Below are 26,015 nucleotides of genomic sequence, written 5' to 3'. Positions count from 1 at the left end.
GCCAATTTTGAGAAGGCATATTAGTGACAAATGCTATGGTGACGATAGATGCTAGCTTTTGTTTTCAACCAGTCCAATCATTACGCCCATCTCTTTTTTGTCTTGCTTATCGATACTGGGTGCATACAGTGCTGAGGCAATGCCGCCATCCAAAAACAGCGCATTTGGACAATCTAACTCGTCTTTGAATAGAGTCGCAAACTGATAAAACGTCACAGGCTCATCTGTATTGACGAATTGTATGCTGCCATCGTCACAAATGCCTGCACCATTACGCAGTTTGATGGAGGTACTATCAGGATTGAACTCGGGATGTATCTCATCATTGATGACTAGCATAGGACCAGATTGCGTCGCATACCAAGGCTGTGCGTTGCCATTGTTTATCTGTTCATCTAAAGCGTGGCTTTCGGTGATTTGTACGTGACCAGTTTTGTCCCACCACATAACGCCATTGGGTAATAAATGAAAATTGCCACCACCTTCTTTTAGATTGAGCGATTTGACTTCTTTGCCTTTGATGACGGTGTAACCAATTGGTGCATAGTTTTCGTTGTACATTCCTGCATTCATGGCAAAGTTTAGAGTTTCAGTCTTTGGTAAAGTAGATAGCAACGTATCAAAGGTTAGTAGTGATTGGTCATTAGAGGCTTGCCAAAACAGCTGCAGTGAATAACGATCGCTTGTTAATCCACTTGCATCCACGCGGCACACGCTATAAGTAAATGGCGAGTCTTTTGTCTGACATGACCAGTTGTCTGTGTCGCTATTGACAGTCTCAGTATTGGTCTGCTGGCAAGCGCTAAGGCCAAGCGCAAGCACTATCAATGATAACAATAAGGTCAAAATGGAGGTTGGCATCAATCACACGTCTTTTAACATAGTGGTATTTGTGGTTTGCTACTGATTCATATATAAATCTTGGGTACTCGCTTTTAGTCGCTACTGGGCGGATAGTCACGGAAGGTGTTATTCACATTGCCGATGAGCTGCCCGCCATCGGTTGTGATCGCATGATCGGTGCTGTATGGAGAGCTGTATCCAGCGCGATGTTCGGTTGGTGCGCCAGTCTCTTTACCTTTATCACGAGAGTCTTTGTTATAAGCAATGAGCGCATCATTATTGGCTAAGAAACTATCAGGATTGGCCATCACCCACATTTGATTGAAAATATCCGCACGCGCGCTATTGTCAAGTAATGCGCCCTTATCCGTAAAGTAGAAAAACTTAGATAGTAGCTTAATCTGCCCGTCATCTAGACGGCGGGCGATATGATAAGGTTGTAGCTGACTCGGATGCTGTAAGCCCACCGCACCGACGATACTGGCTAATGACTTGAGTGTGTTTTTATGGAAGCTTGCCACGCGCTCTGCTTTGCTAGGGACATCGAGCGCCTTTTGACGGTAAGGGTCTTGGGTAGCCACGCCTGTCGGGCAAGTATTGGTGTGACAAGAGCGCGACTGAATACAACCAACCGCAAACATAAAGCCACGCGCCGAGTTACACCAATCGGCACCTAGCGCAATCATCCGTGCAATATCAAACCCTGAGACGATCTTGCCACTGACGCCAAGTCTGATCTTGTCACGAATGCCTGCACCGACCAAAGTATTGTGAACAAGCAAAAACCCTTCGACCATCGGCATGCCGACATTGTCCATAAACTCAACAGGCGCCGCACCTGTACCGCCTTCGGCACCATCAATAACAATAAAATCAGGATAGTTGTCCGTCTCTATCATGGCTTTGACAATCGCCATAAACTGCCAAGGCTGACCCACGCATAGCTTAAAGCCAACAGGCTTGCCGCCAGATAATTCGCGTAGCTGCTGCCAAAAGGCGACAAGCTCACGCGGTGTACTAAACGCGGTGTGCGAAGCGGGCGAAATACAGTCTTGACCTGTCGGCACTTGGCGAGTATCGGCAATCTCTTGAGTGATTTTGCTCGATGGCAACACGCCGCCTTTACCCGGTTTGGCACCTTGCGACAGCTTGATCTCGATCATTTTGACTTGTGGATCGACAGCTTTTTCGGCGAAAGACTGTGGGTCAAAATTGCCTTCGGCATCACGGCAGCCAAAATACCCTGTACCCAACTCCCAAATCAGATCACCACCGAACTTACGATGATAAGGGCTGATTGCGCCTTCGCCCGTATCATGTGTAAATCCGCCTATTTTTGCGCCTTGATTGAGTGCCATAATGGCGTTTGCGGACAGACTGCCAAAACTCATCGCGGAGATGTTAAATACCGACATATCATGCGGCTGCTTACAACGCTCGCCGCCAACAGTGATACGAAAGTCTTTGTTTTCTAACGGCTGGCTAATGGCAGATTGCAAAAACCATTCTTTACCATGAGTATAAAGATTGTCCAGCGTACCAAACGCATTGGTATCGCTGACGTTCTTTGCCCGCTGATACACTAGCGCGCGCTGCTGGCGTGAAAATGGCACCTGCTCTTTGTCATCTTCAAGCAAATACTGACGAATCTCAGGACGAAAATCCTCTAGTACGTAGCGTATATGTCCTGCTATCGGGTAGTTTTTTAGCACTGAATGCTTGGACTGAATCAGATCATAAATACCGAGTCCTACGCCAAAACCGCCAATCACAATTAGCCAACCGTGCATCAGCAGCAATCCGGCTAATAATAGACAAATGGCTGCACCCAGCGTGCTATAGCGCAGCAGCAACCCGACAAAATACGGCGAGCTGGTTTTGGGTTCAGGGTGTAGATTGGTACGAGATTCAGGCATAGCAAGGCTCAACAGTCATTGTAAATATAGATAAGACGCTCAAATTTGTAGCGTATATCATACACCGATACTATCGCCACGTCGGTATCATTGGGTAACAGTATACTAATGCTGGCAAATTTTAGCAGGTGATTCTGACTAATATTTGCTCATCGTCTATAGCATCAAACGTGATCGCAACGGGTAAGAACTGCTCAATGAGCCATGCTTGGGTTTTGCTATGCTCGCTAATAACCCGCGCGCTAAACGCACCGCCGCCTGCTAAGGCTAACGGTAACAGCAGCTGATCGGTCAAATATTCATCAATCAGCGCATCGGTGTCAAACAAATAACGCTTTACTAAGCCTGACAAACGACCACCTATCTTTTCTGCTGAGCTGCGTTTTTCTCCTAGTAACGTAAATATTTCAGAGTGATATTCTTTGTGATTTTGGATACTAATACTCTCGTGAGTGACTTTTGCATAGCAGGTATTGCCTTCACCAATGCCGTATAATTTATTACCGCGTGTTGTGATAAGCGCCTCATCCATACCCGCTTCAATCAACGCGGCTTTGGCGCTGGCAAGCTCACGCAGGCAGATATCGTATTCTAGATTGAGCACGCTTGCGACCAGCTCCGTGCTGACAAGCTTACCGCGTTCCGTGAGGTCTAATCGTGAAGCATTAGCACGGCGCACAAATGGCGCAACAGTTGCTTTAATCGCGCCGCCGCCGATAGGGGCAAAGCCCGCTTGCACGCACTCAATCTCGACCTGCATGCCGAGCTTGGCAAGTAGCGGCACAAAGGCGTGCTGCAAAAAGTCGGTGGTTGGCGCTAACGGATTGTGCGTGCCGCCTATGATGGTAACGGTGGACTTGTTGCTTGAGTCAGCATTGGCAAAGAGTAGGGCAGGCAGTAGCGTCTGTAACACCAGACTGGTACTGCCTGCCGAGCCGATATCGAAGGTATAATCGCCCGCTTGCACGGTGCTTGGCGTAAAGGTGAACGCCATACTACCTAAATGAGCGCCCGATACGCTAGCGTTTGATATCTGTTGTGACGCTTGTACACACATCAAATGCTGACGCATCAATCCGGGTTTGGCGCGTCCAGCACGAATATTGGTGATTTCAATCGGTGTGCCTGTGAGCATCGATAATGACAGTGCCGTACGAATGATTTGTCCACCGCCTTCGCCTGTGCTGCCGTCGATTTTTAGGGCTTTACGTGTTGATGCTGGCATGATAAATGTCTTTATGATTTGTAAGACTATTGATTGGTAGTGTCGTTAATGGGCATAATAAAATGCTTCCCAATACTTTTCGGGTCGCATTTAAAATAAGATTGAAACCGACTGTCAGTGTCTGGTGGTAAGGTCTAAATGGTGCATTGTGCCAAGTGCCATGTGCGGGGCATAAGTGGTAAAAAATGCGCCTGCCCACAACGCGTAGCAGCCACGACAGTATATTTTCAACCCCCTGCTGTGGGTCGCGGGGTCTGACACTCGCCCAGTCGATTTCAAAAGGGTGGTCTGTCCATTATCAGACAGACAAAGCTAAAAAAGGTTTAATGAGCTAGGTAAGCGCCTAGTCCACAAGGTCAATTTGCCAGTTGTTGGCTTGAATGACAATGTTAAGCTGACGTAGCTTCATGGCAATATCGTCCGCTTGCTTTTGCAATGCGCCGACCGAGACCATCACTTGCCATTTAATCTCACGCGGGCTATAGCGATCGACCTCGGTTTCGGTCGCGGCTATCGACTCGGTCAATAGCTTGTGGCGCATCTCAAGGGTGTCGCGCTCAACGAGCAGCGCCAGCATCGATTGATTGTTGTCCGTCAGCGCCACCGCGTTGGTACGCTGGATACGGGCGATAAGCGCGGACAGCTCGGTAATCAGCTGGCTTGCGTCCATCAATAGCTGATTGGGGTCTTCGCTTGGCGTATCGCCATCTTGGACTTTTACATTGCTGCGAATGCGTCCTTTGATTTGCGCCAGCTTTTTTTGCATATCACTGCGGATAAGTAGGGCTTCTGCGAGTTTCATTTTAGTTTTCCTTAAATTCTATTTTTCATTCTAATGAAATGTTTCATAAATGAAGAGGTTATTTCAAGGATAAACTCAACTTCTTCTTCGATAACTTGAGAGTCATGTTTGACGTAATCGTTTTGATACTTAGTAAAATAATCAATTAGCTTTACAAACATATTTACTAGTTCTCGGGAGCCATTATTCCTCTTAATAAATGTACCAATATCAGTAAGCTGATTTTCTAAAGACTTGGAATTTCCTAGTATTTCTTTTACTAATAGCTCTAACGATAGTCGAAGGTCATCTAACAAGTTTCTCTCAAATATATTTCCTTTATATTTTTCTAAAGCATAGTTATATTGTTCTAGGGATTTAGTATAGTCATCTAACCAAAATCTAGTTTCATCTACTAAAATTTCATTGACCGTGTCTATGTCAGTATTCAAACCTTTAAAGCGTGTCAACAGCTTGATCTTAAGATCTCTAACTTCAGGTAAGTCTTTAATTTCCGGATGCTCGCAAAGTTCTTTTATGATTTTAAATTGTTGTTTAGGGTTAAACGAGCTTAAGTTTTTCTTTAAGGCATACCTTTTATTAGGTGTGGATACTGTAAAGGGATAACTTGTATAAGGAATATCAGTGTTATAGTCAACTGCGTATGCTGCAAATAAACTAGCAATTTTAGAGCCTGATAAGCCTTTCTCGGTGCTACCTAGAATATCACCTGCTGTTTCAATAAATGTCTGGGGAATCATATTTAGCCTTATTTTTTGGATTAATTAATATAGGTTAAAGTAATATAATTAACTGATTTTTTTAAATATTTTGGTTTAACCCTTCACACAAACCACTTGCCGCAAGGTATGTACCACTTCCACCAAGTCACTTTGTGCGCTCATCACGTCTTCAATATTTTTGTACGCCGCTGGGATTTCGTCAATCACGTTTGCGTCTTTACGACATTCTACGCCTTTGGTTTGGGCGATTTGGTCATCAATAGTAAAGACTTTTTTCGCCTCAGTGCGTGACATCACGCGACCTGCGCCATGCGAGCAAGAGCAAAACGATTCTTCGTTGCCTTTACCTTTGACGATAAAGGATTTTGCGCCCATCGACCCTGGGATGATGCCGTATTCGCCGACGCGTGCGCGCACTGCGCCTTTACGCGTGACAAAGACTTCCTCGCCGTAGTGCTCTTCTTTTGCCACATAGTTGTGGTGACAGTTGACCGCTTTTACCGCAGCATCGAACGGTTTTGGCACGATGGTGCGTAGCGCTTGGATGGCTTTTTCCATCATGATTTCGCGGTTTTTAAAGGCAAAGCGCTGCGCCCAGCCAACCGCAAACCAATAATCGTCAAAATGTTCAGTCCCCTCAGCAAAATACGCCAAATCTTTATCAGGCAGGTTAATAAACCATTTGCGCATGTCCTCACGCGCCAGCTCAATAAAGTAGCGCCCGATGGCATTGCCCACGCCGCGTGAGCCTGAATGCAGCATAATCCACACCTGATTGGTCTCATCAAGGCACACCTCAACAAAGTGATTGCCTGTACCCAGAGTGCCCAAATGCTTTAGATTGTTGGTGTTTTTTAGTTTGGGATGCTTTTGGGTCAGATAATTAAAATCATCGACCAGCGTACCCCAGCCATTCATCACGGTATCATCAGGGTTCGCCCACGCGCCCACGTCACGGCGCGAGCCGCGACCGCGTGTCTTGCTGCGTCCATGCGGAATGGCTTTTTCCAGCTCGGTGCGCAGACCGTGCAGGTTGTCGGGCAAATCATCTGCGGACAGCGTGGTCTGCACCGCCATCATGCCGCAGCCGATATCCACGCCGACCGCTGCTGGGATAATCGCTTCTTTGGTCGGCAGCACCGTACCGATGGTCGCACCGATACCGACATGGACATCAGGCATCACCGCGAGCCACTTATAAATAAAGGGCATCTGTGAGGCTTTAATCAGCTGGTCGTGGGCTTTTGGGTCGACAGGCACGCCTTTGGTCCATAGGCGGATAGGGGTGCCACCGTCTTGAATGATATTGTGATTGATAGGCTGCATAGTGTCTCCTTAGTTTTTTATAAAAATGTTCTGTCTGTACTTTATATACTGCTAAGGGTGTGCCAGTTTTTGGGAAAGATAGTTTTTATTTTTATAAGCATTTGATATTGAATAATAAAAAACATTTTAAATTCTTTTTTTATAAAAAAATGGACTTTAATCAAGTAAATAAAGATATAATTTATTCTATAAATATAGCTTTTATTCTATAAAGGAATTGTGTGTAATGGTGAAGGTTCAATATAAAACAAAGCATAACGTTGTCTCTAACAAACGCTTATTCAGCATGGCGATTTTACTAGGCGTGAGCATCAGCAGTTGTTTTGCTGCGCCGTCTTTGGCATCGCTACGCGGCAATTATCAGACCTCGATACAAGTTGCGCCCACCATGCAAATGCCATTGCCCAAGCCGCCCGCAGCCCTATTTGACAGCGTGCGCTATGACAGTGACGGCATGTCGCTCGCCGCCTTTGTCACGCCCGATCCAAACGATGGCGACAAGCATCCTGCTATCGTTTGGATAACGGGCGGTGAGTCCAACACGCTGGCGGACTTTTGGCGCAAAGGCTCAAGGCAAAATGACCAAACCGCCAGCCCATATCGTGATGCTGGCGTGATCATGATGTTTCCCACCTTGCGCGGTGGCAATGACAATGCGGGCAATATCGAAGTGAATTATGGTGAAGTCGATGATGTCATCGCGGCGGCAGAATATTTGGCGACCCTGCCATATGTCGATAGCAGCCGTATCTATTTGGGCGGGCACAGTACGGGCGGCACGCTCGCGCTATTGGTCAGTGAGGTGGCGAGCAGCACGCATCCTGAGTTGTTTAAAGAAGTGATTAGCTTTGGCGCTACGCAAGAGACGATGTTTTTGCAAGAGGTTGACTTTACTGGTGATGAGCAACGCGAAATGGATTTGCGTGCGCCTGCAAACTGGACGAATGATATTCGCATGCCGACGTGGATTATTGAGGGCAAGCGTGACGGTAACTATCGCGACCTAAAGCCGATGTGTGATAAGAACAAAAGCCCCATGCTGCACTGTGCGTTTATTGCACGGCACGAGCACTTTAGCGTGCTGTATCCGTTGAATCGTCACCTTGCGCAGCAGATTATGGCAGACGAGCCGTTGTCTATTGACAGTATGAAGTCGTGGGCAATCAAAAAGTAACATCAAAACCAATAAGCCAAGCGCATTATTATGAGTAAAAGCAACATGATTAAATGTCATAAAACCGCCGTTATCGGCTTTCTCGGTACGACCTTGGACAACGGCTTTAATGACAAACGTTGGCAGCGCTGGCGGCCGAGCGTCAGCCTGTGCCTGCATGATGACCTGCTGGTCGATGAGCTGCATATCCTCTATAGCAAGCGCGACAAGCGACTGTTCAACGTCATCGTTGATGATGTGGCGCAGGTCAGCGCCAATACCAAAGTCATTGGGCATCGGGTGACGCTGGCGAGTCCGTGGGATTTTGCCGATGTCTATGCTGAGCTGTATGACTTTGTCACAGGCTTCGCCTTTCGTGAAGACACAGACTATCTGCTGCATCTGACCACAGGGACGCATGTGGCGCAGATTTGCTGGTTTTTGCTGGTTGAGGCGGGGTTTTTGCCTGCCGATTTGATTCAGACCTCGCCGTGTCCCAAGCCTGACCAATACGACCCACAAGGGCGCTATCAAGTCATTGATTTGGACGTGTCGCGTTATGACAGTTTGCGCGCGCGTTTTGAGGCCGAAAAAGCCCAGCATTGGCAAACCTTACAAGCCAATCTTGTTACCCAAAACGCCGCCTATCAACAGCTGATTGCTGATATTGAAAAAGTCGCCACGCGCTCCAACGCGCCGATTTTATTGATGGGCGCGACAGGGGCGGGCAAGTCGCAACTGGCAACGCAAATCTATACGCTCAAGAAAAACAAAGCCAACAACAAACAGGCACTCGGCGCGTTCGTCGAAGTCAACTGCGCCACCTTGCGCGGCGATACGGCAATGAGCGTGCTGTTTGGTCATGTCAAAGGCGCGTTTACGGGCGCGGCGTCGAGCCGTGAGGGGCTACTCAAATCAGCGGACGGTGGCTTGCTGTTTTTGGATGAAATCGGCGAGCTGGGGCTGGACGAACAGGCGATGCTCTTGACTGCGCTTGAGGCGCAGCGCTTTTATCCGCTCGGTAGCGATACGCCCATTGATGTGTCGTTTCAGCTGATGGCAGGGACGAATAAGGATTTGCGCCAAGCGGTCGCGGACGGCGAATTTCGTGCCGACTTGTTTGCGCGTCTGAACACGTGGACGTTTTTTTTACCGTCGTTAAAAGACCGTATCGAGGACTTACCCGCCAATATTGATTACGAGCTGGCGCGTCTGGGCAGCGAGCAGCAGTACCAGTACCGCTTTGAGCCTGAGGCGCGTGCGTACTTTGAAGACTTTGCCATGAGTTCTGAGGCGACGTGGCAGGGCAACTTTCGTGATTTAAGCGCCAGTATGACGCGCTTAACGACATTGTGCGAGGGCAAAGTGATTCGTATGCCCGATGTTAAGGCAGAAATCACCCGCCTTAAGCATCTGTGGGCATTACCTAGTAGCGCGCAACATCAAGTGGACAAGGCGGATACGCCCAGCCTAACTGAGCAGCAAGCGCACGCAGATACGGTGCTGAGCCGCCATCTATCAAGCGACGACAAAGACGCGCTCGACCCGTTTGATGCGGTGCAGCTGGCGTATGTGATTGAGGTCTGCTATCAGCACAGCAGCCAAGCGGCGGCAGGGCGCTATCTGTATGCCAACTCCAGAAACCAGCTAAAAAGTAACAATGACAGCGACCGACTGCGGAAGTATCTGCTAAAGTTTGGGCTGAGGTTTGATGGATTAAAACGATAATATTAAAAAGGAGAGGATATGAATAACACAGGATTTGTCGCAGGAACGCTCGTTCATACGGATAAAGGGTTAGTGCCGATTCAGGATATCAAAGTGGGCGACCTCATTTTATCAAAGCCTGTATCCTCTAAGTCTGAAGATGGTAGTGGTGATATAGAGTACAAACCCGTACTCAGCACTTTTAAATCACCCAGTAAGAAACGCATCTTTAAAGTTGAGTATTTTAATGAGACCGCTGATGCGCGAGGAGAAAAGGGTAGCAATTATATCTTATGCACCAGCAATCACCCATTCTGGGTAACTCGCCAGCCTAAAGATTTAGAGGGTGAATGGCTATCGGCGGAGCGCTTGCCAGCTGGATATCTAACCTCTGCTCATGGTGATACGATTGCGCTTGATGATTACTCGTTCATCCCTGTGCGTACCTTGCCGAACTTCCCTGAAGGTACAGCTTATACTCAAAGTATTGAGGAACATGACTTATGGGAGACAGACGGTCTGGTTCAGTTTGTGAAGTTTTCAGATAGTGGCTATCAGTATGTGAGCTTGGCGGATACAAAAGAAGCATTTGAGCATGAGATTAAAACATTGAACTGGAAAACCTCTGATGCTAAGTTGCTTATCAATCAAAAAGCCCCCTTCTTAGTTGACTCGGAATTATATAAAACTTTGAACATTCGCTTAGCACAAGATACGGCTCCTCATTCTCATTCAGTAGAAAGCTATATAGAATTTGTCAACGCACCTTTAATGTTTAATGGCAAGGTAGTAAAAGACAATAAGATTTCTGATGAATCTCTATACAAAAAAGCAGTAAGTAATCTTAGAAAATATGGCAATGCAACGGGTTTAACAGAGGAAAGTATCCATGAGCAAATGGAGAACTACTATGACGCTTGCCCGAACCCCTACGAGGACTATGTTTATAATATAGAAGTCGCTGATACACATACCTATTTTATAGGAGAGCAGGCTATATGGGTACATGACGCCAGTTTAAATAGCTAACCATATCAATAATAAAAAAAGGAAAACTCATGAATAACACAGGATTTGTCGCAGGAACGCTCGTTCATACGGATAAAGGGTTAGTGCCGATTCAAGATATCAAAGTGGGCGACCTTATTTTATCAAAGCCTGTACTCTCTAAGCCTGAAGATGGTAGCGGTGACATAGAGTATAAGCCTGTGGTCAAGACCTTTGTGCATGAAGACAAAGAGATGTGGATCGTGCGTTTAGAGAAAAATCTTGAGAAGTTTAATAAAGATCGAGAGATGGTTGATTATCAAACATACAAGTCAGCTAGTCGCTTTAGTAGTTTTCTAGCGACGCTCAATCACCCTGTTTGGGTAGTCGGTGCCATGGAAAACCCACAGGAAGATATTGAGTTCTATGACCAGCCTCACTTTAAACGTGTGGATGAACTACAGCAGTATGAAATTGCTGTGAATACCGATGGCGTAATGTATACCGTTGAGCGTGTGCAACCTACCTATCAAGTCGCTAATGATAATTTAGAATTCAATCCAAATTATTACTGGTATCAAAAACATTATCATGAAGACTACTACGATGATTATGTACAAGATGCCGAAGCGCATATGCTCGACTACAGCGAAGTAGAATATAAGGGTATGGGATATGTTGATGACATTAGCTTTTATCAGGAGAAAGGCTATTTGGGCCAACATATTGAAGATAATGGAGGCACCATGCGGATGTTCAATCAATTGACCAACGCGCAAGGTGAACACATTTTATATCAGGCAACCGTCTATAACTTTGAGGTGGCAGACAACCATACCTACTTCATTGGTCGCGTAGGACTATGGGTACATGACGCCAGTTTAAATAGCTAACCATATCAATAATAAAAAAAGGAAAACTCATGAATAACAGAGGCTTCGTTGCAGGCACGCTCGTTCATACGGACAAAGGTCTAGTACCGATTCAAGATATTAAAGTCGGCGACCTCATTTTATCAAAGCCTGTATCCTCTAAGTCTGAAGATGGTAGTGGTGATATAGAGTACAAACCCGTACTCAGCACTTTTAAATCACCCAGTAAGAAACGCATCTTTAAAGTTGAGTATTTTAATGAGACCGCTGATGCGCGAGGAGAAAAGGGTAGCAATTATATCTTATGCACCAGCAATCACCCATTCTGGGTAACTCGCCAGCCTAAAGATTTAGAGGGTGAATGGCTATCGGCGGAGCGCTTGCCAGCTGGATATCTAACCTCTGCTCATGGTGATACGATTGCGCTTGATGATTACTCGTTCATCCCTGTGCGTACCTTGCCGAACTTCCCTGAAGGTACAGCTTATACTCAAAGTATTGAGGAACATGACTTATGGGAGACAGACGGTCTGGTTCAGTTTGTGAGATTTACGGATGATGGCTACCAGTTTGTCAGTTTAGCCAATACAGAAGAAGCGTTCAAAGAAGAGATCAAAACCGTTAATATGCAAACTTCCGATGCCAAGTTGGTTATTAATGAAAGGGCTGAACCGCCCCGACTATATCGGAGAGTGATTTACTTGAGTCAGGCAGCGATGCCTGACAGGGTTAAATTATCGTAATACCGCTTTTCAAACTCAAAAGGTGACACATAACCAATCGTGCTATGCAGACGTGTTTTATTAAACCAGTCCACCCATTCAAGGGTTGCCAGTTCAACATCATTAACGCCAGTCCAATTCTCCTTTAAATAGTCAATTACCTCAGATTTATACAGCCCGTTAACCGTTTCAGCCAGTGCGTTATCGTATGAATCACCAGTCGTGCCGACCGAGGCAATGATGCTAGAGTCCTTCATCTTATCAGTATAACGAATGGATAAGTACTGAACCCCGCGATCACTGTGATGAATCACATCTTTGGGGTTGTTCCTGTCTGCTATCGCCTGATTTAGCGCAGCCATAACCATATCCGTGTTCATGCGATTAGATACTTTCCAACCGACAATGCTACGGGCAAACACGTCAATAATAAAAGCGGTATATACCCAGCCGCTAGTTGTTTTTATATAGGTGAAGTCAGCTACCCATAGCTGATTAGGACGATGGGCATTAAAATTACGATTAATCAGGTCATCAGAGCATTTTTGGTCATCACGGCTATTGGTGGTGATCTTGCCCTTACCGCGCCAGATGCCTTGCATACCATACTGCTTCATTAAACGCTCTACCGTACAACGAGCCACATGAATACCATCTGCCTTCATCTGCTGCCAGACTTTACGAACACCGTAACGGCATTTACTGTCCTGCCAGATGCGTTTAATCTCGTTGATATAATAATCGTCATGCTGCTGACGCAACGAGCGCTTTTCAGGGTAACTCTCCAAGTCTTTAGTACGGTAGTAGGTTGATGGGGCAATCGGTAGTACTCTACAGATTGGCTCGATCCCGTATTTCTGCTTGTGATCATCGATAAATGTGACCATTATTTCGGTGGACGGTCGAGCTCCGCCTGGGCGAAAAAAGCGGCTGCCTTACGTATGATCTCATTGGCCTGTTTGAGTTCTTTGTTCTCACGTTCAAGATCTTTAATACGTTGCTCTTGGCTTTGAGCTTGTACCGATGCAGGGATAGTTTGATCTATATGCTTCTTGTGCCATGAGCGCAGGGTTTCAGGCGTGCAGCCAATCTTAGGGGCAATGGCTTGAATGGCTGCCCATGTGGAGGGATAGTCGTTTGCTGCTTCGATCAGCATACGGACGGCGCGTTCTTTAATCTCAGGAGTGTAGGTTTGTCTTTTCATTGTCGTATTCTCTCAGAATGTTAAGTCTCCGACAATACCGGGGCGGTTCAGGCACCTTTTATTGTAGACCCTGAGCTTTATAAAACATTGAATGTGAGGTTTAGTCAAGATAAAGATCCTGCTACACACACAATTGGTAAGTTTATAAAAGAAATGTATTCGCCTTTAATTTTTGATGGAAGGGTAGTCAAGGATAACAGTATTGGTGATGAAAAGTTATTTGAAAAGGCTCTAGCTAACATTGAAAGATATGGTAATGCAACAGGATTGTTAGAGAGCAGTATTCACGAGCAGATGCAACGCTATAACGATGTCTGTCCTAACCCTTATGAGGATAATGTCTATAATATAGAAGTGGCAGATCATCATACATATTTTGTTGGACACGATGCGGTGTGTGTAAACGCTACAAACTCGTAGGCATCATCCATGCTAACCTAACCCAAAACCACAATAACAATAATAATAGGAAAACGCATGCCCACCGACACCCGCCCGATTCTCGTCTTTGATGTTAATGAAACCTTGCTCGATATCAGTACCCTTACGCCTTTATTTAGCCGCCTTTTTAATGATGGCAGCATACTGCGCGAATGGTTCGCCCAGCTGGTGCTGTACTCGCAAACCCTGACCTTATCAGGACTGTATACGCCGTTTGGTGAGATTGGGGTCGGCGCGCTGCGGATGGTTGCTGATATTCATGGCGTTGAGATTGCCGATGCCGATATTGACGAGCTAAAGACGCGCATGGGCAAGATGCCCGCGTATGCCGATGTCGTGCCCGCGCTGACGCTGCTTAAGGAGGCAGGCTTTCGACTGGTGACCTTGACCAATTCAGAGTCCAGCGAGTCACCGCCACCGCTAGAAAAGGCGGGGTTGAGCGAATTTTTTGAGCGCTCATTTCATATTGAGGCGGTGCGTCAGTTTAAACCCGCACCTGCGACTTACAATCTGGTCGCCGAGGCACTGTCTGTGCCTACATCCGAGCTGTGTTTGGTCGCTTGCCATCTGTGGGATACGATAGGCGCGCAGGCAGCAGGCTGTCAGGGCGCGTTTTTATTGCGTCCGCACAATGCGTTATTGCCCGCCAACAACGTACCAACGCCCGATTATATGGCGGATGACTTACGCACATTAGCGCAGCAAATCATTGCGCAAAACACCGACTCATAACGCCCAAAAAGAAACATCAAACAAGCCATCCAAACAGGTGGCTTTTTTATATCTGATAAAACAGTTGGGTGTGAGGCCGCTTATAAAACTAGTGCTTTAGCAGTAGTAGGCTTCTTTGTCTTTTAGCGCGTCTTGCAAATAAGCAACCAGTTGTTTGAGCTTTTGGTCAGGCTGGCGCGCTTTGGGATACACCGCGTACATACCCATGCGCTTGCGCGTGAAGGGCTGCAAAATCTGCGTGAGGCGCTGCTCTTGTAACGCGTTATAGACCAAGGCTTGCGGCAAAAAAGCAATGCCCAAATCACTAAGCGCGGCGTGCTTGATAGCGCTTAAATGATTGCTATAAAAGCGTCCATAGACAGGCAACAGCAGCTCAGCACCATCCTCATATAACGGCCACAAGTCGCTACTGGTGTTATCAAATTTATAAATCAGGCAATCATGATTTTGCAGTTGGGCGGGGGTTTGCGGCGTACCATATTTGTTGAGGTAATTTTGGGTGGCGCAAATCACCCATTGACTGTCTATCAGGCGTTTGACAATCAAGGAGGAGTCTTCAAGCTCCGCCGTTCGGATGGCCAAATCAAAGCCATCTTCGACCAAATCAATCAAACGGTTGGTGATGTATAGCTCTACGGTTATCTCAGGATATTTTTTACAAAATTCAGCGATAGCCGTGCTGAGTAGTAAGTCAGAAGAGACCACAGGGGCGGTGACGCGGATATAGCCTTTCATGTTTTCGCCGTAGCCTGTGACAGCATTTTCCGCTTCTTGAAAGGCAAGCTGAGCCAATTTGGCTTTGTGATACAGCGTTCGGCCGGCATCGGTCAAGCTGAGTTTTCGGGTGGTTCGGTAGAGCAGTTGTGCATTTAAGTTGGCTTCTAGGCGCGCGATACGTTTGCTCACTACAGAATTGGTCAGCGCCAGTTTGTCAGCAACTTTGGAAAAAGAGCCTTCATCGACTACCAAAACAAACAAAACCATGTCATCAGCTTTAATCATACCGATTCTCTAATCAGGGTAATATATTTCGTATTATAGCAAAAAAGGAAAATAACCTTGTCTGATCATGCTGTTTATCTTTGCACTTGTAAAGCGTAGAGTGTGTGAATTCTACCCTAAGCACAATGAGGCTGTTAATCTGAGCGATTGAGTGGCTGTATGTAAGGACTGTGTTTAAGGGCGGCGTTTAAGAGTGGTGTTCAAGGATGCACAGACGATAACAGGGAGAGGGAATTTTGAATCAGACTGTCTATGGGTTACTTGCCCTATTGCCAATCATACTCAGTGGCATATTTCTTATTGGTCTACAATGGTCGGCCAAAAAAACCATGCCGATCATTTTGGCGGTGACTGCCGCGCTCGCACTTTTTATTTGGGACATGACGTTTAACCGCGTGTCGTCCTCTATTCTTCAAGGGACCGTGATTACGATATCGGTATTGTGGATCGTATTTGGTGCGCTGTTCTTATTAAATACTCTAAAACACACGGGCGCTATAGCAGTGATTCGTGCAGGTTTTATCAACGTATCGCCTGACCGCCGAGTGCAAGCCATCATCATTGCATGGTGTTTTGGTACGTTTTTGGAAGGTGCATCGGGCTTTGGCACACCGGCTGCAATTGCGGCACCGCTGCTGGTCGCGATAGGGTTTCCTGCATTGGGTGCGGTGCTTATGGGGATGATGATCCAAAGCACGCCCGTATCGTTCGGGGCGGTCGGTACGCCGATTGTTATTGGGGTGAATAAGGGTCTAGATACCGTGGCCATCAGTGCGCTGCTGGCGCAAGAAGGCATGCAATGGGAAGAATTTTTACAACTGATTACCACCCAAGTGGCGATTATTCACGGTGTGATTGGGACGTTTATGCCGCTGCTGATGGTGATGATGCTCACCCGCTTTTTTGGTAAAAATAAAAGCTGGAAAGAAGGCTTAGCCATTTGGCCCTTTGCCATCTTTGCAGGGTTGGCCTTCACTGTACCTTACGCTTTAACGGGCATTTTCTTGGGTCCTGAATTTCCATCGTTGGTTGGTGGACTGGTCAGTGTGGCGATTGTCATTCAGGCGGCTAAAAAAGGATTTTTGGTACCAAAGACCACGTGGGACTTTGAAGCCAAAAGCAGCTGGCCAAGCGATTGGATGGGTAAACTGGTGGTCAGCAAAGAAGATGTGGCGACCCCAGCAGGCAAGACCATGTCTACGCTGATGGCATGGTTTCCTTACTTGCTAGTGGCGCTGCTACTGGTGTGTTCGAGAATGTTTGCTGGCTTTAAGGACTTGCTCAGCAGCGCCACGCTAGATTTTAATACGATTTTGGGCGAGGCCGATATCAGTGCAGGTTTTAGTCCTTTATACTTGCCCGGCGGCCTGTTGTTAATCAGCGCCTTAATCGCAGCTTTTGTGCAAACTAAAAATCCAACGCGTGCGCTGGGTGATGCTTTGAGCGAATCAAGCAAAACCGTCTTAAGCGCTGGGTTTGTGCTTATTTTTACCATCCCTATGGTTCGGATTTTTATCAACTCTGGGGCCAATCTATCCGATGTCGCGAGTATGCCAGTTGCCAGTGCTGAGTTGTTTGCAGGCACGTTTGGCAGCGCCTTTCCGCTGATCAGCTCAACCATCGGTGCCCTAGGTGCGTTTATCGCAGGCTCGAATACCGTATCAAACATGATGTTCAGTCAGTTCCAGTATGAAGCGGCCATGAGCTTGCACATCTCGCCCTCACTCATCATCGCAGCACAAGCGGTTGGCGCCGCGGCGGGTAACATGATTGCCATTCACAATGTGGTGGCCGCATCAGCAACCGTTGGGCTGCTTGGGATGGAGGGCGCGACGCTGAGACGCACCATCTTACCAACCATCTATTATGTGTTGTTCAGTGGCATCATCGTTATGGCAGCTATTTATCTCTTTGGCGTTCAAGGACCGCTAACCTTATGAATGCACAGCAAGAAAAAGAGCATGTAATGAACCGTTATCGATCAACCGCCTCCTATACAAGCCAGCTACCATCAGATCAGGTGTTGGTTAAATTGACCAAAATACTGGGCGCTGCCAATATACAGGCAGATCCAGCAAAAAATGAGCACTACCGCATGGGCTGGCGCTCAGGCGGCGGTAGCGCGCTGGCAGTGTTGTTTCCGCAAACGCTGCTTGAGATTTGGCAATGTCTGGAAGTGTGTGTTGAGGGCAACTGTATCATCATCATGCAGGCGGCCAAAACAGGTCTGACAGAAGGCTCAACGCCCAGCGGTGATGACTACGATAGACCCGTGGTGGTCATCAATACGCTGGCGATAAATAAGCTGTATTTGATCAATGATAATGAGCAAATTATCAGCCTACCGGGTACGACTTTGCATCAACTGCAGAACGAGCTAAAAGCGGTCAATCGAGCGCCGCACTCGGTGATTGGCTCATCGACTTTGGGCGCGTCAATCGTCGGTGGTGTCTCCAATAATTCAGGCGGCGCGCTGGTCAAACGAGGCCCTGCTTACACAGAGCTGTCGCTGTTTGCTCAGATTAATGAACACGGTCAGCTGGTACTGGTGAATCATTTAGAGGTTGAATTGGGTGATACGCCCGAAGAAATCCTCATCAATTTACAAAACGGCTATTTTGACAAGTCACAGTTATCCCAAAGCAACAAACTGGCCTCAGACAAAGAGTATGTCGCCCGAATACAGGATGTCAATGCCGACACGCCGAGCCGCTTTAATGCGGATAAGCGCAGGCTGTATGAAGCCAGTGGCTGTGCAGGCAAGATTGCGGTATTTGCGGTGCGTCTGGACACATATCCGACAGCGAAAGCGGAGCAGACCTTTTATATCGGTAGCAACAGCGTGCGCGAGCTTGCCGAGCTAAGACGGCAAGTGTTGTCAACGTTTAAAAATATGCCTGAAGTGGGCGAATATATGCACCGCGATATATTTGATGTGTCTGCCAAGTACGGCAAAGACACCTTTTTGAGCATCAAGCATCTGGGCACCAATGCTTTGCCCAAGCTGTTTTCTATCAAAGGCAGTATTGTTGCCAAACTGAGTAAATGGTCATGGGTGCCCAATCATTTGACCGATAAAGTCATGCAAATGATCGCCCAAGTATTGCCGCAGCATTTGCCCAAGCGCATGCTTGAGTACCGCAACCAGTATGAGCATCACCTGATTATCAAAATGAGCGATGATGGCATCTATGAGGCGCAGTCTTTTTTAGAGTCGTTTTTTGCAGATTCAGAAACGGGCAGTTATTTTACCTGCACGCAAGCTGAGTCAGACAGCGCCTTTTTGCATCGCTTTGCTGCTGCAGGGGCCGCCATACGTTATGAAGTCATGCATGAAGAAACCGCCGGAGAGATACTGGCGCTCGATATTGCTATCCCGCGTAACACGCTTGATTGGCTGGAAAACTTGCCTGAGAGCATCACTCAGCACTTAGAAAAAAAGCTGTATTACGGTCACTTTTTTTGTTATGTGTTTCATCAAGATTATATTTTAAAAAAGGGCAGTGATGCCAAGCAGGTCAAAAAGATGATGCTTGAGCTATTAAACAAGCGCGGTGCCAAATACCCTGCTGAGCATAATGTCGGCCACTTATATGAAGCCGAACCTGACTTGCAGCAATTTTATGAGCGCCTAGATCCTACCAATACTTTTAACCCTGGTATCGGTCAAATGCCAAAAACCAAACGCAACTGCGCGTGCTGTTTATAGCCATTTATAATGGTGATGAAACTTGAAGTGACAGTCGCTTACTTTTACGCATCACCACCGCCAATCCGCTCCGCCAATGCCTGCAATTTTGGCACTATGATTGCCGCATAGTCGTCCGCTTCCCAGTTGGCACTTGGTACACTGGCATTAAGCGAATAGGCGTATTGCCCAGTCGCGACATCATAGACGCCAACCGCGACTGCCAAGATATCAGTAGAGAACTCCCCATCAGAGACGGTATAGCCGTACTGCTCATAGTGCTGGGCTGCTTGAGTGAGCGCTGACTGTGCGTGAATGTAATCTTCATCAGATAAATTCTCTTTCAAATTGCTAATAATCATTGCCTGTCTCGCTTGAGAGCTTACTGCATAAAAAGCCCGTCCAATGGCAGTACGTGCCACCGGCACCGCTGAGCCAACCTGCAAGTTGACCGATAGGCGTGCAGGACTACGACAGCAGGCGTGATAGCGCATCTCTCCTTCAACTTCGGTCGCTAGATTTACCGATACCTCATTTTCGCTAGCGAACTGCCGTAATAGTGGCTCAGCATAGGCCACCATGTCATGACGACCCCATGCGGTCGCGCTTAGGCGTACTGCACTGCTGCCCAGTTGATACTGTCCGTGCTCATTAGTACGCAAAAACCCAAGCGTGGTCAAGGTATGAATCAGGCGACTAATGGTCGCTTTTGGCAGTTTGGTCATCTGACATAGTTGCTGATGGGTAAGGCGCTCATGGTGTTCAAAGGCAGCCAGTATAACCAATCCACGACCTAGTGCCGTCACAAACTGTCGATCGTTCTCTTCCTTGCTTTGACCCATCAGGTGATCCATTCGTCCGAGTAGTGAGGTAGCTGCCGATGTAGATGTTGTCATTTTATCTCCATTTCTCTTAATGATTATCTCTTTTGATGCCTATTTTTTAATAAAGGTTTACAGGATGGCAAAAGTTTGTTTAAATAGTTTTATATTATGAAACAAAGTTTCGCATAGCGGAATAACAAAGTCAATAACTTGTTAAACCAAATGATGTATCAACCACTATTCGTCAGTCAGGATGACTGATATCAAGGAGAGACACATGGCAACATCGACTAGCCCACGCTTTGATTGGGAAGATCCTTTCTTATTACGCGACCAGCTCACTGAAGAAGAGCGCATGGTCACTGACAGTGCCCGTCAATTTTTTCAAAAGGAATTGATGCCTGGCATCATCAATGCCAACCGTAATGAGCATTTTGATCGTAATATCATGCGTCAAATGGGTGAGATGGGTCTGCTTGGTGTGACCATCGAAGGTTACGGTTGTGCGGGTTTGTCCAGTGTCGCTTACGGTCTGATTGCCAAGGAAGTGGAAGCGGTCGACTCAGGCTACCGTTCAGCGATGAGTGTGCAGTCAAGCCTAGTGATGCATCCGATCTGGGCGTATGGCACTGAAGAGCAAAGAGAAAAGTATCTGCCAAAACTTGCTACAGGTGAGTACGTCGGCTGCTTTGGTCTGACTGAGCCTGATTCGGGATCTGATCCTTCTTCAATGTCGACACGTGCGCGCGCCGTTGATGGTGGTTATGAGCTGACGGGTAATAAAATGTGGATTACCAACAGTCCTATCGCGGATGTGTTTGTGGTCTGGGCAAAAGATGATGCAGGCGAGATTCGTGGTTTTGTCTTAGAAAAAGGCATGAAAGGCCTATCTGCGCCGAAAATCGAAGGCAAGTTCTCACTACGCGCCTCGGTCACCGGTGAGATCGTCATGGACAAAGTGTTCGTTCCTGAAGCCAATGCTTTCCCAGATATCCGCGGTCTAAAAGGGCCGTTTGGCTGCTTGAATAAAGCGCGTTATGGTATCGCTTGGGGCAGTATGGGCGCGGCAGAGTTTTGCTGGAAAGCGGCGCGTCAATACACGCTCGATCGCAAGCAGTTTGGTCGTCCGCTTGCTGCAACACAGTTGGTGCAGTTAAAGCTTGCCAATATGCAAACCGAAATCAGCTTAGGTCTACAGGCCGCGCTACGTGTCGGTCGTTTGATGGATGAAGACAACGCTGCACCTGAGATGATCTCCATGATTAAGCGTAATAACTGCGGTAAAGCGCTCGATATCGCTCGTATTGCCCGCGATATGCATGGTGGTAATGGCATCTCTGATGAGTTCCACATCATCCGTCACGTGATGAACTTGGAAGCCGTCAATACTTACGAGGGCACGCATGATATTCATGCGCTTATCTTAGGCCGTGCACAGACAGGTATTCAGGCGTTCTTTTAAGTATTTTTAGCTAAGAAAATTTAACAAAGTGGTACTTCATGACGTACGTTACTGCTTGGCTTTTTATCAAAAAGAGTATCGACAGTGGCGTACGTTTTTCAATTGTTATTCACCATTTATTTAACAGTGTGTCATTAAACAACGCAAAAAACTAAATGATGAATAGCAATTTTCTAATCAGAAAATCGAAGAATACGCCACAGAGTAAGGGAATTTCATGGCAGATATAACTGATATGACGGATATACCAAAAGGTGCATTGCAGGGTATCAAGGTGCTCGATTTATCAAGAGTGTTGGCAGGTCCTTCTTGTACGCAAGTGCTCGCTGATCTGGGCGCAGACGTCATCAAAGTTGAGCGTCCACATATCGGTGATGAAACGCGCCACTGGGCACCGCCAACATTCAGCGATGACACCTCCGCTTATTACGCTACCATCAATCGCAACAAAAAATCGCTCACGGTAGACATCACCACGCCAGCAGGGCAGACCATAATCAAACAGCTCATCGCTGACAGTGATATTTTGGTAGAGAATTTCAAAGTCGGTGGTCTCAAAAAATACGGTTTAGATTACGACAGCCTCAAGCAAGACAATCCGCGCCTGATTTATGCGTCTTTGACAGGGTTTGGGCAGACAGGACCAGATGCCAAGCGTCCCGGTTATGATTATATTATTCAAGGGTTGTCAGGGTTGATGAGTATCACAGGACCAAGTGATGGCGAACCACACAAAGTTGGCGTCGCAGTGATTGATTTATTTGCAGGTTTACAGCTGACGATTGGTATCCAAGCGGCGCTATTGGCGCGTCAACATACTGGCGTCGGTCAACATGTCGATGTCGCACTCTTAGACAGTGCGCTGTCTATGCTGGCCAATGTCGGCATGAATCATTTGGCTTCAGATAAGATTCCACCAAGACTGGGCAATCAGCATCCCAACATTGTGCCTTATCAAGTATTTGCGGCTAAAGGGGAGGCGCACTTTATTTTAGCGTGCGGTAATGATCATCAATTTGCCAAACTGTGCAACGTATTGTCAGTTGATTGGCATCTTGATACGCGTTTTGCGACCAATCCTAATCGCGTTGCCAATCGTGGGCTGCTTTGTGCTGAGCTGACTAAAATATTTGCCAAACAGCCTCGGGCTTACTGGCTTGCAGCTTTGGATCAGGTCGGCGTACCTTGCGGTGCGATTCACAACGTCGCCGAAGCTTTGGCGATGCCGCAAGCACAAGCGCGAGAAATGATCGTGAGTTTCGCTCAGCAAGGCAGCCCCGTTCGCGCCCTTGGCAATCCCATCAAATTATCGGCATCCCCTGTCAGCTATCGCACACCGCCACCGCGTTTGAGCGAGCATACCGATAGTACGCTTGCTGATTTAGGCTACGACAGCGAGATAATCGCCAAGCTAAAGGCGGACGGCATTGTTTAGTTCAATGCTTGCCACAGTATCTTTACAGTGATAAATACTAAAAAATGGAATTTTTAAACAAAACAAGCTAAACCAAGTAGTGTAAAACAAGGAATGTTAAGCATGAAAATATATAGCCATGAAAACCTAAGTCTGTATAGACCGTTGCCCTATTTTTCTTATGGCAAGATGTTTGAGCCGCTGGAGATACCAGAGCGTATGGTGGAATTGTTAAAAGAACCAGCAGCATTGGGTTTAGAGGTTACCGCTGTCACCGATATCGGTATCGCGCCCATATTAGCCGTTCATGATAATGAATCTTGCAACTACGTCACATAAGCAATCAATTATGAGTCAGCTATAAAGCCCAAATGCCGCTCAATCTGTTCGGCCAATTCAATCAATACCGCACTGACCTCAGCCCGTTTGGACTCATACTCTCCTTGCAGAAAACTCACTGCCATGCCAGCGACCGCCGTGCCGGATGCATTACGAATATACGTGCCCAAGCAGTACATCCCATCACGCAACTGCCCATTATCGAGCGACACTCGACTTTCCTGAATCACCGCAAGCTCAGTGGATAAATCCGCAAAGTTTTTGACGCCATGTTGGGTCATGGGTGTGGGGAACTTTTCTTTATACAGTGACTTTATGCTATCCATCGACAATGTGGATAGCATGGCTTTGCCTGTCGCCGAAAATACCGCAGGCACGCGCACGCCTGCACGAAAGGTAAAACCAAGCGGGGCAGGTGATTCATGGCAGGCCAAAAACACCACTTCTCCCAAATCCAGTTTTGACAACGTCACCGTGTGTTGCAGTAGCACCGGATACTGCACGATCAAATCCTTAAACAATCGTACAACGCCTTGCTGCTGCTCGTACTTTCCCGCCCAATACATTAGATATGAGCCCAAATAAAAGCGGCTTTCAGGATCTTTATAAATGACGTGCTTGGACAGTAGGCTCTGCAAAATATTATGCGTAGAGCTGCGAGGAAGCCCCAATTCTTTGGCAATATGAGCGGCTGTCAGCGGCTGGGCGCTATCGGTAATCAAGTCCAAAATCTGAAAGGTTTTGTCTAAGGCAGGTACGGCAGTCGAGCTCATAAGTAACCTATAAAAGTAAAATAAAATGAAAAAGCACAAGATAATTATCAAAATAATGCGATTAAGGGTTGCAAATCACGACATATCGTTCTTATAATGATGTCTCGTATATAGAATACGTGTTCAGTATATTGAACAAAAAAACAATTATCAATCATTATCTCATGACTACTATTATATCCACTCTTATAAACATACCTATATGACAAGGAAGGAGCGTTAACATGTCAAATACGCTACAGTTATCCAATCCAGACCTACTCAAACAATCTTGTTTTATCAAAGACGGCTGGTATGCTGCCAGTGACGAGGCGGTACTTGAAGTCAATAACCCATTCAACGACGAGCTTATCGGTACCGTGCCTAGCCTCACGACCGATGATGTCAATGACGCCGTTGCCTATGCTCATGAAGCGCAAGTTGCTTGGGCGGCAAAAACGGCTAAAGAGCGTGCAGAGCTGTTGCAAAAGTGGGCGGATCTCATTGATGCCAATAAAGAAGATCTTGCGATCATCATGACCGCTGAGCAAGGCAAGCCGCTTACTGAGTCACGCGGCGAAATCGGTTATGCCAATAGCTTTATTCGCTGGTTCGCCGAAGAAGGCAAGCGCGTTTACGGTGATGTCATTCCTGCCAATAGTACGCAATTACGTCACGTCGTGCTCAAGCAGCCCGTCGGTGTTTGTGCCGCTATCACCCCTTGGAACTTTCCAGCGGCGATGATCACGCGCAAAGTCGCTCCAGCGATGGCAGCAGGCTGTACAATTATCGTCAAACCAGCCACCGAAACGCCATTCTCAGCATTGGCGTTGGGCGCTTTGGCAGAGCAAGCGGGTATTCCTGCAGGCGTGCTCCAGATTGTAACGGGCAAATCATCAACTATTGGTGAAATCCTAACGGGTGATGCACGTATTCATAAGCTGTCGTTCACAGGCTCTACAGAAGTCGGTCGTACGCTAATGGCGCAATGCGCGCCGACTATTAAAAAGCTATCACTCGAGCTGGGTGGCAACGCGCCATTTATCGTTTTTGATGATGCCGATCTTGAGAAAGCGGCGGCAGGCCTTATCGCTTCCAAATATCGCAATGCGGGTCAGACCTGTGTGTGCGCCAACCGTGTCTACGTGCAAGACAGCATCAAAGATAAGTTCCTAGACGTCTTTGTCAAAAAAGTCGCTGAACTAAAAGTAGGTAACGGCTTAGAAGAGGGCGTCGATATTGGCCCGCTTATCAACAAAAAAGCGTTAGATAAAGTTCAAGCCCTGCTAAAAGACGCCTTAGATAAGGGTGCCAAATTGGTCACGGGCGGTAGTGTCAATGATGCCTCAGAGCTGACGTATAACCCAACCGTTATTACCGATATCAGCAGCGATATGGATATCGCCTCTGAAGAAATCTTTGGACCAATTGCGACCATATTTACCTTCAAAGACGAAGCAGAAGTGATTCGTGCTGCCAACGATACCATTTATGGCTTGGCCGCTTACTTCTATAGTAGTGACTATGCACGCTCATGGCGCGTCACTGAAGGGTTAGAGTACGGCATGATCGGCCATAACACGGGTTTGATTTCTACAGAAGTTGCCCCATTTGGCGGCGTAAAACAGTCTGGTTTTGGTCGTGAAGGTTCAAAATATGGTATCGAAGACTATATTACGACTAAATACTGGTGTTCTGACATCAGCTAATAAATAACTCGGCTAGCATTTAGCAGAACATTCGTTTAACAAAAAACTTAACGAAACATTTTAGATGTCGAATGGTGTTTTATCTTAAACAAACATCGCTCGATATCTAAAAGGTATCAACTGAACCGCCAATCACTAGATGGCATTTATGTTACGAACACAGAAAAGGACAT

The 26,015-nt window shown here is 46.9% G+C and carries 23 protein-coding genes and 1 other annotated feature; of the genes, 13 read left to right on the top strand and 10 right to left on the bottom strand.

The annotated features are described in order from the left end of the window. Nucleotides 1-51: 51 nt before the first annotated feature. From AOT82_RS03760 to AOT82_RS03735, 6 genes are all read right to left on the bottom strand, one after another. Entirely contained in the window at nt 52-861 is an 810-nt protein-coding gene (locus AOT82_RS03760; RefSeq protein WP_071001875.1) for a phosphodiester glycosidase family protein, read from the bottom strand. Between the two features lie 74 nt (nt 862-935). Continuing rightward, complete coding sequence (locus AOT82_RS03755) at nt 936-2,759, bottom strand: FMN-binding glutamate synthase family protein (protein WP_071001874.1); 1,824 nt, start codon at nt 2,757-2,759, stop codon at nt 936-938. A 121-nt stretch (nt 2,760-2,880) separates the two neighbouring features. Next, entirely contained in the window at nt 2,881-3,984 is a 1,104-nt protein-coding gene (gene rtcA, locus AOT82_RS03750; protein ID WP_071001873.1) for an RNA 3'-terminal phosphate cyclase, read from the bottom strand. A gap of 343 nt (nt 3,985-4,327) precedes the next feature. Continuing rightward, entirely contained in the window at nt 4,328-4,786 is a 459-nt protein-coding gene (locus AOT82_RS03745) for a DIP1984 family protein (RefSeq protein WP_071001872.1), read from the bottom strand. A gap of 11 nt (nt 4,787-4,797) precedes the next feature. Beyond that, entirely contained in the window at nt 4,798-5,526 is a 729-nt protein-coding gene (locus AOT82_RS03740) for a hypothetical protein (protein WP_071001871.1), read from the bottom strand. A gap of 75 nt (nt 5,527-5,601) precedes the next feature. Next, the gene (locus tag AOT82_RS03735) at nt 5,602-6,834 is read right to left on the bottom strand and encodes an RtcB family protein (protein WP_071001870.1); all 1,233 of its coding nucleotides are present in this window, start codon (nt 6,832-6,834) and stop codon (nt 5,602-5,604) included. Nucleotides 6,835-7,120: 286 nt separating this feature from the next. Between AOT82_RS03735 and AOT82_RS03730 the strand changes: the two genes are divergently transcribed. Genes AOT82_RS03730 through AOT82_RS03710 form a run of 5 tightly spaced genes read left to right on the top strand, consistent with a single transcriptional unit; the run spans nt 7,121 to nt 12,296 of the window. Then, nucleotides 7,121-8,008: an alpha/beta hydrolase family protein gene (locus tag AOT82_RS03730; RefSeq protein ID WP_167669370.1), complete on the top strand. Its 888-nt coding sequence runs from the start codon at nt 7,121-7,123 to the stop codon at nt 8,006-8,008. 45 nt (nt 8,009-8,053) lie between these two features. Next, nucleotides 8,054-9,715, top strand: a complete 1,662-nt coding sequence (gene rtcR / locus AOT82_RS03725) for an RNA repair transcriptional activator RtcR (protein WP_071001868.1) — start codon at nt 8,054-8,056, stop codon at nt 9,713-9,715. An 18-nt stretch (nt 9,716-9,733) separates the two neighbouring features. After that, entirely contained in the window at nt 9,734-10,723 is a 990-nt protein-coding gene (locus AOT82_RS03720) for a Hint domain-containing protein (RefSeq protein WP_071001867.1), read from the top strand. Nucleotides 10,724-10,752: 29 nt separating this feature from the next. Continuing rightward, nucleotides 10,753-11,574 carry a hypothetical protein gene (locus AOT82_RS03715; RefSeq protein WP_071001866.1) on the top strand — a complete coding sequence of 274 codons (822 nt, stop codon included), beginning with the start codon at nt 10,753-10,755 and terminating at the stop codon, nt 11,572-11,574. A gap of 29 nt (nt 11,575-11,603) precedes the next feature. Next, the gene (locus tag AOT82_RS03710) at nt 11,604-12,296 is read left to right on the top strand and encodes a Hint domain-containing protein (protein ID WP_071001865.1); all 693 of its coding nucleotides are present in this window, start codon (nt 11,604-11,606) and stop codon (nt 12,294-12,296) included. Here AOT82_RS03710 and AOT82_RS03705 read toward each other — a convergent pair. Continuing rightward, a protein-coding gene (locus AOT82_RS03705; RefSeq protein WP_379542907.1) for an IS3 family transposase occupies nt 12,260-13,479 on the bottom strand; the annotation gives its coding sequence in 2 pieces (ribosomal slippage) (nt 12,260-13,203 and nt 13,203-13,479; 1,221 coding nt in all). The genes AOT82_RS03710 and AOT82_RS03705 overlap by 37 nt on opposite strands. Further along, nucleotides 13,088-13,204 (bottom strand) — a sequence feature (AL1L pseudoknot). Its footprint overlaps the gene before it by 117 nt. A gap of 93 nt (nt 13,480-13,572) precedes the next feature. Here AOT82_RS03705 and AOT82_RS03695 point away from each other — a divergent pair. Beyond that, the gene (locus AOT82_RS03695) at nt 13,573-13,899 is read left to right on the top strand and encodes a hypothetical protein (protein WP_071001864.1); all 327 of its coding nucleotides are present in this window, start codon (nt 13,573-13,575) and stop codon (nt 13,897-13,899) included. Between the two features lie 57 nt (nt 13,900-13,956). After that, nucleotides 13,957-14,652 carry a haloacid dehalogenase type II gene (locus tag AOT82_RS03690; RefSeq protein ID WP_071001863.1) on the top strand — a complete coding sequence of 232 codons (696 nt, stop codon included), beginning with the start codon at nt 13,957-13,959 and terminating at the stop codon, nt 14,650-14,652. Between the two features lie 96 nt (nt 14,653-14,748). Here the strand turns inward: AOT82_RS03690 and AOT82_RS03685 are convergent, their stop codons facing one another. Further along, nucleotides 14,749-15,654: a LysR family transcriptional regulator gene (locus AOT82_RS03685; protein ID WP_083328836.1), complete on the bottom strand. Its 906-nt coding sequence runs from the start codon at nt 15,652-15,654 to the stop codon at nt 14,749-14,751. A gap of 236 nt (nt 15,655-15,890) precedes the next feature. Between AOT82_RS03685 and AOT82_RS03680 the strand changes: the two genes are divergently transcribed. Further along, the gene (locus AOT82_RS03680) at nt 15,891-17,594 is read left to right on the top strand and encodes an L-lactate permease (RefSeq protein ID WP_071001862.1); all 1,704 of its coding nucleotides are present in this window, start codon (nt 15,891-15,893) and stop codon (nt 17,592-17,594) included. Nucleotides 17,595-17,620: 26 nt separating this feature from the next. After that, nucleotides 17,621-19,363, top strand: coding sequence for a D-lactate dehydrogenase (dld, locus tag AOT82_RS03675; protein WP_071003640.1), 1,743 nt, complete (start codon nt 17,621-17,623; stop codon nt 19,361-19,363). A gap of 44 nt (nt 19,364-19,407) precedes the next feature. Here dld and AOT82_RS03670 read toward each other — a convergent pair whose 3' ends face one another. Next, complete coding sequence (locus tag AOT82_RS03670) at nt 19,408-20,238, bottom strand: IclR family transcriptional regulator (RefSeq protein ID WP_071001861.1); 831 nt, start codon at nt 20,236-20,238, stop codon at nt 19,408-19,410. A gap of 205 nt (nt 20,239-20,443) precedes the next feature. Between AOT82_RS03670 and AOT82_RS03665 the strand changes: the two genes are divergently transcribed. The 3 genes from AOT82_RS03665 to AOT82_RS03655 all read left to right on the top strand — a co-directional run bounded on the left by AOT82_RS03665 (nt 20,444) and on the right by AOT82_RS03655 (nt 23,381). Next, entirely contained in the window at nt 20,444-21,628 is a 1,185-nt protein-coding gene (locus AOT82_RS03665; protein ID WP_071001860.1) for an acyl-CoA dehydrogenase, read from the top strand. Nucleotides 21,629-21,845: 217 nt separating this feature from the next. After that, complete coding sequence (locus AOT82_RS03660) at nt 21,846-23,063, top strand: CaiB/BaiF CoA transferase family protein (protein ID WP_071001859.1); 1,218 nt, start codon at nt 21,846-21,848, stop codon at nt 23,061-23,063. 102 nt (nt 23,064-23,165) lie between these two features. Beyond that, complete coding sequence (locus AOT82_RS03655) at nt 23,166-23,381, top strand: hypothetical protein (RefSeq protein ID WP_071001858.1); 216 nt, start codon at nt 23,166-23,168, stop codon at nt 23,379-23,381. An 8-nt stretch (nt 23,382-23,389) separates the two neighbouring features. On the opposite strand, the gene AOT82_RS03650 is transcribed toward AOT82_RS03655, so the two are convergent. Continuing rightward, a complete protein-coding gene (locus tag AOT82_RS03650; protein WP_071001857.1) occupies nt 23,390-24,154 on the bottom strand; it encodes an IclR family transcriptional regulator in 765 nt (254 codons plus the stop codon). 224 nt (nt 24,155-24,378) lie between these two features. On the opposite strand from AOT82_RS03650, the gene AOT82_RS03645 reads away from it, so the two are divergent. Next, entirely contained in the window at nt 24,379-25,842 is a 1,464-nt protein-coding gene (locus tag AOT82_RS03645; RefSeq protein ID WP_071001856.1) for an NAD-dependent succinate-semialdehyde dehydrogenase, read from the top strand. Nucleotides 25,843-26,015 lie beyond the last annotated feature (173 nt).

Origin of the sequence: Psychrobacter sp. AntiMn-1, from assembly GCF_001854065.1 — a bacterium.
Lineage (GTDB): Bacteria > Pseudomonadota > Gammaproteobacteria > Pseudomonadales > Moraxellaceae > Psychrobacter > Psychrobacter pacificensis.
The sequence above is the reverse complement of the archived record's forward strand: the minus strand, read 5'-3'. Positions and strand labels throughout refer to the sequence as shown.